General features: G+C 40.4%; 14 protein-coding genes and 1 pseudogene. 11 read left to right on the forward strand and 4 right to left on the reverse strand.

All coding sequences use genetic code 11. The features are described from left to right. Positions 1-206: 206 nt before the first annotated feature. The 3 genes from COD92_RS28570 (at position 207) to COD92_RS28580 (ending at position 2382) form a co-directional block, all read left to right on the forward strand. Complete coding sequence (locus tag COD92_RS28570; RefSeq protein ID WP_098996758.1) at positions 207-1454, forward strand: NosD domain-containing protein; 1248 nt, start codon at positions 207-209, stop codon at positions 1452-1454. Between the two features lie 364 nt (positions 1455-1818). Further along, entirely contained in the window at positions 1819-2007 is a 189-nt protein-coding gene (locus tag COD92_RS28575; RefSeq protein WP_098531362.1) for a twin-arginine translocase TatA/TatE family subunit, read from the forward strand. Between the two features lie 78 nt (positions 2008-2085). Next, the gene (locus COD92_RS28580) at positions 2086-2382 is read left to right on the forward strand and encodes a twin-arginine translocase subunit TatC (RefSeq protein ID WP_255295306.1); all 297 of its coding nucleotides are present in this window, start codon (positions 2086-2088) and stop codon (positions 2380-2382) included. 360 nt (positions 2383-2742) lie between these two features. On the opposite strand, the gene COD92_RS28585 is transcribed toward COD92_RS28580, so the two are convergent. Next, positions 2743-2937, reverse strand: a complete 195-nt coding sequence (locus COD92_RS28585; RefSeq protein WP_098531363.1) for a hypothetical protein — start codon at positions 2935-2937, stop codon at positions 2743-2745. A 212-nt stretch (positions 2938-3149) separates the two neighbouring features. Next, positions 3150-3287 (reverse strand): annotated as a pseudogene (locus COD92_RS33515) (YolD-like family protein); the annotation flags it as partial. Between the two features lie 114 nt (positions 3288-3401). Between COD92_RS33515 and COD92_RS28595 the strand changes: the two are divergent. From COD92_RS28595 to COD92_RS28615, 4 genes are all read left to right on the forward strand, one after another. After that, positions 3402-4403, forward strand: a complete 1002-nt coding sequence (locus tag COD92_RS28595) for a PIG-L deacetylase family protein (RefSeq protein WP_098531365.1) — start codon at positions 3402-3404, stop codon at positions 4401-4403. A gap of 500 nt (positions 4404-4903) precedes the next feature. Continuing rightward, entirely contained in the window at positions 4904-5341 is a 438-nt protein-coding gene (locus COD92_RS28605; RefSeq protein WP_098531367.1) for a hypothetical protein, read from the forward strand. Next, on the forward strand, positions 5328-5540 hold the full coding sequence (locus tag COD92_RS28610) for a hypothetical protein (protein WP_098531368.1): 213 nt from the start codon (positions 5328-5330) through the stop codon (positions 5538-5540). Before COD92_RS28605 ends, COD92_RS28610 begins: the two co-directional genes overlap by 14 nt. Before the next feature lie 118 nt (positions 5541-5658). After that, entirely contained in the window at positions 5659-7305 is a 1647-nt protein-coding gene (locus COD92_RS28615) for a C39 family peptidase (protein WP_176550492.1), read from the forward strand. Between the two features lie 59 nt (positions 7306-7364). On the opposite strand, the gene COD92_RS28620 is transcribed toward COD92_RS28615, so the two are convergent. Both COD92_RS28620 and COD92_RS28625 read right to left on the reverse strand, forming a co-directional pair. Next, the gene (locus COD92_RS28620) at positions 7365-7847 is read right to left on the reverse strand and encodes a sigma-70 family RNA polymerase sigma factor (protein ID WP_098531369.1); all 483 of its coding nucleotides are present in this window, start codon (positions 7845-7847) and stop codon (positions 7365-7367) included. 296 nt (positions 7848-8143) lie between these two features. Continuing rightward, positions 8144-8665 (reverse strand): DUF2269 family protein, encoded by a 522-nt coding sequence (locus COD92_RS28625; RefSeq protein ID WP_098531370.1) that lies wholly within the window; start codon positions 8663-8665, stop codon positions 8144-8146. A 239-nt stretch (positions 8666-8904) separates the two neighbouring features. On the opposite strand from COD92_RS28625, the gene COD92_RS28630 reads away from it, so the two are divergent. The 4 genes from COD92_RS28630 to COD92_RS28640 all read left to right on the forward strand — a co-directional run bounded on the left by COD92_RS28630 (position 8905) and on the right by COD92_RS28640 (position 12944). Beyond that, positions 8905-9345 (forward strand): DinB family protein, encoded by a 441-nt coding sequence (locus tag COD92_RS28630; protein ID WP_098531371.1) that lies wholly within the window; start codon positions 8905-8907, stop codon positions 9343-9345. Positions 9346-9639: 294 nt separating this feature from the next. Then, positions 9640-9762 (forward strand): hypothetical protein, encoded by a 123-nt coding sequence (locus COD92_RS33110; protein ID WP_255295307.1) that lies wholly within the window; start codon positions 9640-9642, stop codon positions 9760-9762. Next, positions 9755-11479 (forward strand): putative bifunctional diguanylate cyclase/phosphodiesterase, encoded by a 1725-nt coding sequence (locus COD92_RS28635; RefSeq protein WP_098996760.1) that lies wholly within the window; start codon positions 9755-9757, stop codon positions 11477-11479. The genes COD92_RS33110 and COD92_RS28635 overlap by 8 nt, the downstream gene beginning before the upstream one ends. 133 nt (positions 11480-11612) lie before the next feature. Beyond that, positions 11613-12944, forward strand: coding sequence for a hypothetical protein (locus COD92_RS28640; protein WP_098531373.1), 1332 nt, complete (start codon positions 11613-11615; stop codon positions 12942-12944). Positions 12945-13182 lie beyond the last annotated feature (238 nt).

Consider the following 13182-nt stretch of genomic DNA (forward strand, 5'->3'; position numbering starts at 1 on the left):
CTAAAATGTGTTAAGAACAGAATGTACCTTTGGGTACCTATCTTTCCCATTTTAGGTCTTTCTTGGTACTGTTACTACTATTACCCCTGCTTAAAAATATGGCGCAACTAATGGCATAAAAATAAGTTTTGAAAATTTATAAGCCCCAACACGAAAATTATTGATTTTTAGCGAATTAATTACATAAATCTCTTAGGAGGGGTAATATGGAAACAAATAAATCTATTAAAAAATCAAATTTAATAGAACGACGGAACTTTATATTAGGATTATTTGTTTGGTTATTAACATTTTTAAGCGGTTTTCCTTTTAAGGTAAAAGGAGTAAGCGCTCTCACCCCTCAAACTATGACACTTAACCCAGTAGATTATGGAGCAAAGTTAAATGACCCCACTTTTCGTCGCAACGCAATAATTATTAATGATCTTATTAATACTATGCCTCCATCTGGAGGAGTCATTGAATTACCAGCAGGAGAAATGTGGATTTATGACAAAATTATAATTAATCGCTCTTATGTGACAATCAGAGGCGTTAATGCGGGTACACGTTCGCATGTCGACGCCGAAGAACCACCAGGTCCAGATCAACCAGCTCTAGATCATCCAGGTGGAGGAAGTAAACTTGTATTAGGTGATGGATGTACAATAGGTATCATTTCTGAAAAACGTGATGGAGCACCACGAGTATCTTCGATTCAACTGGAAAACTTTTTGATTCAAGGTCGTGGAACAGATAATGGTCAAATTGCTGTTAATATCGAACAAGATAATGATGCAGTTCGTATTATTGGTGTTTCAACAATCGCCGTAGGTATGGGTTTACGATTAGTAGGAGCTGACGCATGCACAGTAAGAGGCTGTTGGATTTCTGAAGTTCATGATGGACTTCATTCGCTCGGTTCTTCTCAGCAATTATTAGTAGCCAATAACTACTTGGGAGCACAACCGGGAGGAAGAAGTGTATATTTAGAAAATCCTGAATGGGCAAATATAGTAGGTAACAACATCTATCCTGATGGACATGTATGTTTAGAAGCTAAAGGAGCCCAAAATTGTACGTTTACAGGAAATAATATCCAGAGTTACTATACTGGTGCTGTTATTATTAATGGAGATGGTAATTTGTTTTCTGGAAAAGTGCAAGCGCGCAGAGATTTGGGTAACTGGAAACAGGACCCTATTGGGCGTGATGGTCTTTATGGACTGATTCATGTTGATGGAAATGATAATCATATCACTGCGTCATCTATCAATTCTGATCAACCAGAAAATGACACTCGTATCTTAATTATGGGTGGTAATGGTAACTGGGTGACTAATACCAAGATTTATGGTAGGTCTTCGATTCGAAAAGTTGTAGTCAATGGTTCATGCGTGGATACGCGTATTGTTCATTCTGCGTCAGAGCTTGAGGTAGATAGAGCTGATTCGAATACAACACTCGTTTGGTAATTTATTGCTCTGCTATTACTCTATTTCACAATAGCAGAGCATAGCTATAAAATACGTCTTTCGTGGAATCACAACCTCGCTCGTGTTTGGATGAGTTTTTTTAAATTCGAATGTATTCATCTTACCAATATCATAAACTATCCAAACTGTACAAAAGATCTATAAATCTTCTCCCCAATTGTGGGTGCTTTATTCTTAGGAATTGGAGCAGGTGCAATTTTGCAAGTCATTTATGTCATTAAGAAAAATGCTTATTAAGTCTAGGAAAAAATGTTGACATAAACGATTTTTTGAATTAAACCATTCTGAAAATAACAATAAATGTCTAAAAAGAATTACAAGATTTAACTACTAGGAGGAAAATATGATGCAAAATATCGGAATTCCAGGGTTAATACTTATCTTAACACTCGCGCTTATCATTTTCGGCCCTTCTAAATTACCGGAAATCGGAAGAGCATTTGGCTCAACTTTAAGGGAATTTAAAAAGGCTACTAGAGCGATTGTGACAGATGATCTAAATGAAGAGACATCTAATAAAAAAGAAAAATGAGATAAATAAATTAAGAGTAGATGTAGATCCGTCTTACATCTCTTTTTTCATGGAGTGATTATTTTGGAAGATTGAGACATGCACATAGTTCAACACTTGGAAGAGCTGCGCAAACGTATTTTCATTACTTTCCTCGTCTTTCTGCTGTTTTTAGTGATGGTATTTGTATATGTTCAAGATATTTACCATGTATTAGTCAAAGATTTGCCATTCAAGCTAGCGCTGCTAGGACCAAGTGATATCTTAGTCGTTTATTTAATGATAGCCAGCGTCGTTGCCATTGCAGCTACTATACCAGTTGGTGCGTACCAAACATACCAATATGATAGATTATGGGTTGGATGGCATGCGTGGCCGTCAACGTATCTGGCGTAGGTGGGGGCCGATACTAGGGACAGATGTAGATTGTCCTTATAATAAAATACTAAAATGTTCGTTAAATATGTTAAAAATGCTGAAGGAGAATGATAAGAAAAACTCCATAACAATCATATGTACTGGAACGATTAAATCGATTCTGAGTTTTTTATTGTGAATAGGTTCCATACTTCTATATTTAGGAACGTCTTTTACAACACCGTTTATTCTCTAAAATTTAAGATATAAAAAGGGAAACGCTTGAAATGAATACCCTCTAATTGTGGATTATCATTGTCAGGTTTGCACTCAACCATATAACAGCCCTTCTCAGCTTAAGCTTAAGATGTCTACATTTTGCTGGAAGGGCTAAATGGTTTAACTAGCGGAAAAACTAAAACTGTTCACCGTTACATTCGTTATATTACATTCATTTTTTTCGTTTTCCATTTGATTTAATGTACTCCTTGTATATCTATTGGAGAAAAATAAAACTATGATGAAAAAAATTAAACATCCACCCATCATCCACAAAAAATATTGCATCCAATCAATGAGAACTGAAAACTCCATTCAAATCCCCCCTTCATATGTAACTGCCTTTCATTATTTCTATATGATTTAAAAAATTACCTCCTATTAAAGAGCAATAATGATAGGGTTTGACCCTTTTACGTTATGTATTTATTTGATCATTACATTGGTTATGGAAAAGAAATCAAGGCTGATGGTGGATTTACGTTCATCCTGAATTTGAATTCTTTTCTATAGAGGATCGATTTTCGTTACAAATCCAACACAGGAAGCAAAAAACCGTTTTTCCATGTCGTAACTTCTAAAAGCATTTTGGTGTCCATGTTTTCAGATAACACCCGTTCCATCTCTTCTATATGTGTTTCATCGAGATGTGGTCTAGGCGTTTTATCATCATCCTCTGTCCCTTAACAAAACATTACCGGCTCACATAGGCTATATTAGCTTTCGCTTCATTTTTTTGGTGCTCCGAAGGTCAATTATGAAGAACGGAGGAACAAACGTTGATAGAAGAAACATACAGAAATCTGCCTGTTTACTGGCCTTACTTCAATCAACCTTGTCCGGGCTATCTCTATTACTCTATTTTTCCTAAACCATCCATTAACGTATCCAACACTAATAATGCTGTTCAAGCAGGAAACTACGTGAACCATACTCATCCTATTGATCTGCTAATTTTTGCCCCTCATCCCGACGATGAGACGCTTGGAACTGCGGGTGTAATCATGCGCTCAGTGGCGGCAGGAAAGCGGGTTCATATTGTTTTCTTTACGAATGGAGATGGTTACCCGAGGGCTGCTTCCAAGCTTCTTAATAAGAATATTGACGAACTCCGTCCTGAGGATTATTTCGAATTGGCACGGGTGCGCCAGTTTGAAGTGAATACTGCCTCAGCGGAGTTGGGATTAAAGCCGTCGGATATTACCTTCCTCGGTTATCCTGATGCCGGACTGGATCGTGTCTATATGTCCGTTGGCCCCGAGCCATTCCAGCAACGCTTTACCTTGATGAGAAACACGTATGGCATGGTATACCCGGACTATCACTCGCTTGTTTATGGAGTGCCTGCGCCCTATCTGAAGAAATTTGCCCTCACCGATACAATGGACCTGATTAGGTGTCTGCAGCCAAAGGAAATTTGCGTAACCGACGGTGCGGATGAGCACCCCGATCATCAGGCAGCCTATTTGTTTGTTCGTGACGCCGTACGGGCAACTGATTACAAAGGGCTCGTTTATACCTATTTAGTCCACAGCGGTCCAGACACGGAATGGCCATGGCCGCGCGGGATTACCCCCGGATTGCCGTTTGAGGCACATCAGTATAAAGGAGAGCGAATTCCTAGGTTTGTATTATGGCCTCCGCCAGTGAGGATGCCAATGACCGAAGCTGAGGCGCTTAAAAAGTTGAAAGCGATTCGGGCTTATCGTTCGCAGCTTGCTACTGACCGGGAATATCTCGAATCGTTTATAAAGAATGAAGAAATTTTTTGGTATCGTTAAAAAGTTGGGTTGGTTATCAGAGAGCACTCCTATTGTTTGGAAATTTAACTTTATCCAAGTCCTTTGCCCCAACTGGTGTGAGCTTTGTTTGGTTGGACTCACCATTCTACTATCCTGCTTTCCTTTTGAATAACTTAGCAGAACAGGTTTTAGTTTTTCTAAAAAATTAGCTATTCTTACATTATCCTTCAGTTTTTTGATGTCATGCACCTTAAGGCTGCGGTTTTTCATTAGAAAAAAGGGCGATACAATTTAGGTTACAGGCATATAGAACTATTTTGGGGGCAGCAACTCTACACAATTCAGGAATTCTTGACTTCAAAAGAAACTAAGGCGATCTTCAAAGATGGTGCCTATAAGGTGACGATTATTTCGAAGGATAAGAAAGAGACTGTGATTACTTCAAAATTATGTTTAGAAGCCTGCCTTTTTGTTGAAAGGTAGGTTTTTTGTTATAAATGGCAATAATTTAGAAAAAGAGGTTTCGGAGGATTTTCCTTATGGCTGAATTGAAATATTTAGAACCTACTGAGCTGCTTGAAAAAATATATGCCACGCTGTGTTCGGAGTATGAAGATGCCGAGCACTACAAAGATGAAAAGGATCAAAATGAGATAGACGTTACCAAGAGAAGGTTGACGAAAAAAATATTTAACGAGTTTGTGGTGGATGAAGAGTATTTTTTAACGATGGATTCGGATGTGTTTAATGAAAGATACCATTTATATGAGGAGGATTTTTTGCGGCTGATCAAGCAATGCAGTGAGAATCGAGTGGAGTATGAGACCTTTGTTCAAATTATCGACGACCTGATTGCCAGTGCCAAATTTCGGCTTCATGCGTTTGAGCAGTTGACGGAAGAGATTCAAAAGTTGCAAGAAGTGGACGAACAGGAGGAGTCCGAGGAGGAAAGTGAGGAGGCGAATGAGGAAAAATAGGCCTAAAGTGGTTCGGGGGAATTGTGGAGAGGACGTTGGAATGTTTGTCGGCATGCTTATGGCCAAACTTCGTACTAAACTGCAATTCCAACGTCTTTGCCATTTATCGTCACCTCCTTATCCTTGTTTTAATGATGTTGGTGTTGTTAATGGTGTCAGGCACCAATTTATTATCCTAAGACCCTATGATTACCAATAAATTCCTGCTAGAATAATATGTATCATCACAAGTTCATTATTCCAGTTAAGGAAAAATTAAGATATTAATTGTTTAATTGTTTAATCGGTAATTAAAGGAAAATAAGGAGATAACCAAAGTGAATAATCTGAAAATTAGAATAATTGTATCTGCTGTGGCTCTAGGGATCATTAGTGCAGCTAGTTTTCTATTACCTTCCATCTCTTATGCCCAAACTCCGTTAAACGTACCACTGATCTCACAATTGCCAGAATTGAAGAATGGCTGCGAGGTTACGAGCTTATCCATGCTGCTTCATTACAAAGGAATTAATGTCTCGAAAATGACACTGGCTACTCAAGTGAAAAAAGACCCGACACCTTACCGAGTGTCCGGGAATACGACCTATTGGGGTAACCCGAATACCGGCTTTGTTGGGGACATCACCGGCCGTTCCATCGGGTATTCTGTTTATCATGGTCCGGTCTTTCAGTTAGCAAAAAGGTATACGAATGTCATCGACTTAACAGGAAGCTCGTTTGATGTCATTTTAAAACAGTTAGGCAAAGGGAAACCGGTCTGGGTAATTACAACAAGCACCTTCGATACGGTGCCGAGCAGTCAATGGAGAACGATCCAAACGCCAACCGGGCTGTTTAGAATGACCTTTCATGAGCATAGTGTTCTACTGACAGGTTATGACCAAAATTACGTCTACTTCAACGATCCGCTTGCGAACATTAAAAATCGCAAGGTATCCCGATCGGCTTTCATTAGAGGCTGGGAGCAATTTGGCAGACAGGCAATTACTTATGGATCTTCCAAAGGCGTACTTGATAAACCAGGCACAGGTGCGACCATCAATGAAACTTACAATCTATCAGGCTGGTTCTTAGATGAGAGCGGTGTGTCTAAGATTGAAGTACTGGTAGACGGGAAAGTAGTCGGTCAAGCAACCTATGGCGATGCAAGAGCGGATGTAAGAAATGCTTATCCTGATTACAACAATGGGAATGCTGGCTTCCATTATGCATTGGATACAAAAAAATTGAGTAACGGCAAGCATACCATAACGGTAAAGGAAACCGGTAAAAATGGCTGGACCAGCACATTACCTGGAAAGGCTGTCAACGTTTCAAATGCTAAAGGAGTATTGGATACTCCAGTGGTCAATGAGAAAACGAAGGGGCAGTATAACGTAAAAGGCTGGTATTTGGATCAAAGCGGCGTTTCCAAGATTGAAGTATTGGTAGACGGAAAAGTGGTCGGTCAAGCAATTTACGGTGATTCTAGATTGGATGTAAAAAATGCTTATCCTGCTTACAACAATGCTAATGCCGGTTATCATTATGTTCTAGATACAACCAAATTCGGGGATGGGGTGCATTCGATTACCGTAAGGGAAACCGGAAGAAATGGTGTAGTTTCCACATTGCCGAATAAATCATTCACGATTTCCAATGTAAGGGGTAGTCTTGATCAGCCGGCACCAGGCAGTACCATCAGTGGCAGCAAAACCATTTCCGGCTGGGTATTAGATGTAAGCGGCGTATCGAAAATTGAGGTACTGGTGGATGGGAAGGTCGTCGGCCAAGCGGTTTACGGAGATGCCAGACCAGATGTGAAAAAGGTATATCCTGATTTCAATAATGGTAATGCTGGCTATCATTATGTGCTGAACACGACAGGATTTAGCAATGGAAAGCATACAATCACTGTAAGGGAAACGGGTAAAACCGGCAGGGTCACGACGTTGTCTGGAAGAGTCGTAACTTTCTCTAACTAAAATGTAGAGGCTGATTCGTATACGAATCGGCCTCTATTACTTTTAGTAGATGTCGAAGCCTAACTCTCAAGCCCGGCACGCAGTTTTCTTAGGGCACTCATTTTCCACTGTTTCACTGCAGAAACCGAAACCTTCTCGCGGGCAGCGATTTCCTTTACAGATAAATCCTCCACAAAGGTTGCGACTACCCATTTGGTTTCCTTTTCCGATAAGCCATCACAATAGGATAGGAGCTGTTCCTCCTCAAGCGGTATTTCGGAGCAACCCCCTTCGACCATTTCCCAAAACTCCTCTTTCGGATACACATTTTCAGCCTCATATCGGGAGCGTTTGGTCAGTTCGAGTAAGAGCTTCCCTTTTATATAGCTATAAGCATAATTCGTGAAGTTTCCTTTCTCAGGGTTAAAGCCTCTTTGGGCTTCCCAGAGTCCAATTAACGCAGTTTGATAGAATTCTTCCCTGTTACGGTAAATCGATAAGGACTGTAAAATTCGATGAATCATCGGCGTATATTGTTCTACTAAATTGTAAAAGTTATCCACTTCTAGATCCTTTCGGGACCCGCGCGCGTTCCAATCAATTCCTAGGTAGCTCTACCATACCGAGAAATACGATTTCCATCGAATTCCAAAATTTCTGATTTGAGAGGGGAAACGAGAGGATATCACCACTTTTGTGGCTCAAATTAGAAATTCTGAGGCGATTTTTGAAATTTTAGTGGAATTCTATATGAATTTAAAAAAATTATTCTGCTGCAAATCACCGACCGTTTTATTACTAATTCGAATGGGAGCTTATGTTTTGGGGGTTACGATGAAAAAGTAAAAACGCCGATTCATTATCGAATTCCGGCGTTATTCGAGATAAGCTTCTTCTTTTTCCAGGGTTTAATAACCGATATACAAATGATAAAAACAGTAATCAAAATTTGAATGATGACAAAATCCTGCCTTACAGAATGATTGTGGAGAAAGACGGGATTGATTAATGCGTCGCTTCCTTCGGTTTCTAATAGAGCCATATTAGCCAGCATTAATTTGTCTACGATAAATATGCCAATTAAAGTTTGGCAAACAAACAGAATCCATTTGACAGTCACCCATCTATGCTTGAAGAACCCCCAATTCGTAAAGATACCATACACGAAGCCTATTAAGAGTGTTCCGACTGCGCCAATTCTGATTATATGATCGCTAATGATAACGACATTTTTATAGGTTTCCATCGTTTCCCGATAGGCGGCGAATTTTATTCCTAGATTGATCGCTAAAGAACTCATGATTCCACCAAAAAATAATGTAACTAATAAAATATGAATAATTTTTAACCATTTAAGACCGGCTGGTCCTAGTTTTTTCAAATTTATCCCCCCTTAGATGAGATTCCAGACTCAACACTACTAATTTTAATACAGTCAAGATGGTCTCCCAATCAACTAGGGACCGAAATATTCCTAAGACTGAGGTCTGATTTTTTTAAAAAAGTACGGTGCACAACTATATTAGATTATCCAAATTTTGTAAGATAGAGATGGGGTGACTTTTTGTTAACTAACATTAAAGGTCAGCAAAGAAAAAATGAAGGGGAGGGAGTGGGTTTATGGACACAATCATAAGGATGTACCAGCATTTGGATTGGGCTAACCTTCGGATTCTAGAAACGCTGAAAACTACTGGGGATCAGAACAGCGAGGCGAAACGATTATTCTCCCATATCTTACTTGCGGAGGAGGTTTGGTTCCATCGAATAAAAGGATTGGATAGTAATCCTCAAGCAATTTGGACAGAACTTAGTCTCGATGAATGTTCAAACCTTTTGGCAAAAAATAAACAAGGTTTTTCCGAACTTCTTGAAGGTTTGTCAGAGACAGACATAATCGTGTATAAGAACAGTACTGGTAAGGAGTTTTCGACGTCAGTTCAGGATATTCTCACGCATGTGTCACTTCATGGGCAGTATCATCGAGGGCAAATTAACCGTCTGCTGCGAGAAGACGGATTTGAACCTGTTAATCTGGATTATATTACGTTTGTTCGTTAAAAAAGGACCTATTGGACATGTGCCATGTTCCAACTGAATTTGTCCAATAGGCTCTTTTCTCAAAGGTATGAATCTTCCTAGATTACGACAAATGCATCATCCACTTACAAAAATCCTCATCACAACAGGCTAAAACGAGCATCTAATCAAACGTTTGTATAGTCACCTTCCCAGTCAAAAATCCTTATTTTCTGTCAAAAAACATCCCCGAAAAGTGACATTTCAAACAGCAGAGAGTCGGATATTTCGCTATGATAAAGATGTATATCCACATTCCGATGAAGGGAGCCCATTATGAGAAATCAAGGCACACACTCAGATTTAATCCATTCCTTTACATCCATTCTGTCAAGTCTGCATTCCCCATGTTCGATTCATTCATGGGGCCGTCCAAGGGATCCAGAACTCCATGCTTAAACAAATCGAAAAGACAAAACCAATCACTCCACCATTTCACTCACCCCATTGGAAAAAAATCCTTAATGAAAATAATATTTGTTTATGGTCAGTCGATGCCAGAACGCTGAAAACATTGCAGATTTCCTCGGCGTGCCAATCTATTTTAGGCTACTCCAAACAGGAATTTATCGAAAATGCCTGTTTGTGGGAGGAGAGTCTTTATCTGAACGATAAAGACAGGGTCCTGCAACAGCTGCGTTCAATAGAAAATGGTCAATCTGCGAAACTCGAATACCGAATTCAAACTCAGCATGGGGGATATAAATGGGTCTCTGATTATATATCCTCAGTTCACGATGAAAGCACGCATCTAGTACGATATGACAGAGTTATCATGGATATTGACCATCAAAAAAAGACGGAGGACGAGCTTACGTATTTATCCTTTCACGATCCCCTTACCGGGCTGTCAAACCGAAGGAAATTAGAAATGGAGCTCCAAAAGGCCCTTATCGAAGCAACAAATAACCATCACTTTGTCGGTATTTTATTTATTGATATTGACCGGTTTAAGGACATTAATGATTCGCTGGGGCACAAAATGGGCGATAAATTTATTCAAACGATGGCCAAAAGGTTAAAAGAGAATCTACGGCCAGACGATACTATCTCGCGTCAGAGCGGGGACGAGTTTGTGATTTTATTAAAAAATCTGAACAATAGCCTGGCATTAGATGAAATGGCTGCAAGAATTAGTCAGGTAATGGCGCAGCCAATCAAAATAGTCGACTATGAATATCGCCTTGGTGTCAGTATTGGGACCAGCATTTTTCCAGACCATGGCCTCGAAGCGGACGTGCTCATGATGAGGGCCGACCATGCCATGTATCTGGCAAAAGAAAATAAAACAGGAATCCAGCAATATCAAACAGGTATGTCCAAAAGCCTATCTAGAAAAATGTTGCTGGAACAATATCTGCACCGGGCTATTGAACATAGTGAGTTGCATTTAGAATACCAGCCCATTATCGATGTGCGGTCGAACGATATTATTGGTTTGGAGGCGCTGCTTCGCTGGAAGCATCCGGTTTTGGGGAATATCTCTCCGGGGGAGTTTATCCAAATTGCAGAGGAATCGGATCTAATCATAAAACTGAGCAATTGGGTGTTATTTACCGTCTGCCATCAACGCCGTTACTGGATGGATCAGGGGTTAGCCCCTTTTTATATTTCCATAAATGTTCCCGCACAGCAAATCCATCAAGATACTTTTATCGAAACGATTAAACGTGCGTTAAAACAGTACAAGCTGCCAGCAGAATTTTTAAAAATAGAAATTACGGAACGAACCGCTATGACGAACGTTGAGAAGACCCTAACCACGATGAGGGAGCTGCAGGAATTTGGGGTCGATATCATTTTAGATGATTTTGGCATCGGATTTTCGTCGATTAGTTATCTAGTCCAGTATCCGTTTAATACGATCAAAATCGATAAATCCTTTATCCAGGACCTTCACCATAATTCCAGCCAAAAGTCGGTTTGCCGCTCCTTGGTAGCAATGGGGAAAAACCTTGGCATGAATGTGGTGGCAGAAGGGGTGGAGGAATTCGAGCAATATCACTACTTATGCAGTATTGGCTGTGATAAAATGCAAGGCTACTATTTTAGCAGGCCCATTTCGCAGGATTTGGTCGAGAGTTTTACAAACCATATCTACACGGTAAAGCTCTAGTTAGCAACAACAACTATTGTTAACTAAATTAAACTTATTATTGGTTAAATCTTGTATTGTCATTTTTCTGGGATTACTATTAAGCGTAACTATACAAATCTATTAAAGTGATTCAGGCGGGGAGAGGGGTACCATGCGAAGTTATCTCATTTTGGGGATGTGCGCTTTATTTTTAGTTGAATATTTTGTGGAGCTCGAGTGGCTGCAGTTAGTCGTAGTCGGGCTTTCGTTATTGGCCTTCTTGGGCAGCGCTTTTAAAGCAGATCGGTTTCCGCGCTTGCTCGGAATTATCATGATGACAGCGGGAATAATTATCGAATGGCGAAAAGGAACCGGGGTTCAAGGAATTAGCGATGGGCTCTTCTTAATTCTGCCATTGATTTGCCTGCTCACACTTGCGCCGCTTCTGTCCATTCCGTTAAGACTCAGTGGCTACTTTGAATCCATTGCTGCCTTACTAAGGAATCTCATGCATCAGCCGAAAAAACTTTACGCCGGAATTACAGGAACGCTTTTTTTACTAGCCCCGGTCTTAAACTTAGGGTCGGTGCGGATCTTAAATGAATTTTTGGAGGAAATTAAGCTTCCTTCGGCCATGTCGGCTAAAAGTTATCTGGTTGGTTTTTCAACCGCTGTCATGTGGTCGCCGTATTTTGCCTCGGTTTCACTCGTGCTTCACTACCTGAATATATCCTTTAAAGGGTACATTCTGTACGGAATGGGCTTGTCAATCTTGTCGTTAGTGGTCGGAAACATTCTGTTTGCTCTGTGGGAAAAACGGCATCCGCTGTCTGAAAAATTAACAGCGGAGGCTCCGCTCGAAAAAGAGCATCGCCTGCAAATGATGAAGCTTGTTCTATTTGTTGTCATATTAATGAGTGCCTGCTTAGTGGTGGAGAATTTCACTCATTGGTCCATGATCGTTATCGTGTGCTTGATGTCGATTCTAGTTCCTGCTGGGTATGGGGTGATTTCGAAAGGATGGAAACGAATGGCCTCTCCATTAGTGGATTTCCGCGATCGGACCGTACCTATGATGAATAACGAAATCATGCTGTTTATGAGTGCGGGGATGCTGGCCTTTGCCATGAAAGGGACGAGTGCGGCGAATGGAGTTAGTACGTTCCTTGGCCAGTTGGCAAACCAGTCGTTTATCTTGTTTTCACTTGCTGTGATGCTGATTGTTCTAAGTATCACTTATATGGGGATCCACCAAATTGCGGCCGTGGGGGCATTGGCGATGCAATTAAATCCTGCCGAGCTAGGGATGAGTAATATTGGCTTAGCACTGCTGCTGCTCTTGACTTGGTCGATTTCTACTGCCCTCAGCCCTTTTTCGGGATTGAATCTGATGGTCAGCCGCTTTGCAGGGATTTCCGGCGTTCAAACCGGTCTTCGTGCTAATGGACTGCATCTGTCCATCATTGCATTGATTGGAATCGCGATTATCTCCTTTATCGGATGAAAAAAACAGCCTAGCGAGTTTACTTTAGAGGTGTAAACAATCCAATCACAATGGAAAACACACTGTATATCATATTTGAAGTCTGAAGTGACCCCCTTTGAGTTGGACTAAACAATCCAGCTTAGGGGGGGTTTTATTGTTATATCAAGGGTTTTTTAGTCATTGTCGCTTCTGCCTGTCAATAGCCGTGATTGACGATCTAAACTGCTCGAAAAATCCAAAGACGGTCGTCAATAGC

The sequence above is a fragment of the Bacillus sp. AFS037270 genome, from assembly GCF_002585305.1.

Coding starts and splice junctions, on each gene's coding strand:
- COD92_RS28570 (WP_098996758.1), top strand. CDS start 207: ATGGAAACAAATAAATCTATTAAAAAATCAAATTTAATAGAACGACGG.
- COD92_RS28575 (WP_098531362.1), top strand. CDS start 1,819: ATGATGCAAAATATCGGAATTCCAGGGTTAATACTTATCTTAACACTC.
- COD92_RS28580 (WP_255295306.1), top strand. CDS start 2,086: ATGCACATAGTTCAACACTTGGAAGAGCTGCGCAAACGTATTTTCATT.
- COD92_RS28585 (WP_098531363.1), bottom strand. CDS start 2,937: ATGGAGTTTTCAGTTCTCATTGATTGGATGCAATATTTTTTGTGGATG.
- COD92_RS28605 (WP_098531367.1), top strand. CDS start 4,904: ATGGCTGAATTGAAATATTTAGAACCTACTGAGCTGCTTGAAAAAATA.
- COD92_RS28610 (WP_098531368.1), top strand. CDS start 5,328: ATGAGGAAAAATAGGCCTAAAGTGGTTCGGGGGAATTGTGGAGAGGAC.
- COD92_RS28630 (WP_098531371.1), top strand. CDS start 8,905: ATGGACACAATCATAAGGATGTACCAGCATTTGGATTGGGCTAACCTT.
- COD92_RS33110 (WP_255295307.1), top strand. CDS start 9,640: ATGAGAAATCAAGGCACACACTCAGATTTAATCCATTCCTTTACATCC.
- COD92_RS28635 (WP_098996760.1), top strand. CDS start 9,755: ATGCTTAAACAAATCGAAAAGACAAAACCAATCACTCCACCATTTCAC.
- COD92_RS28640 (WP_098531373.1), top strand. CDS start 11,613: ATGCGAAGTTATCTCATTTTGGGGATGTGCGCTTTATTTTTAGTTGAA.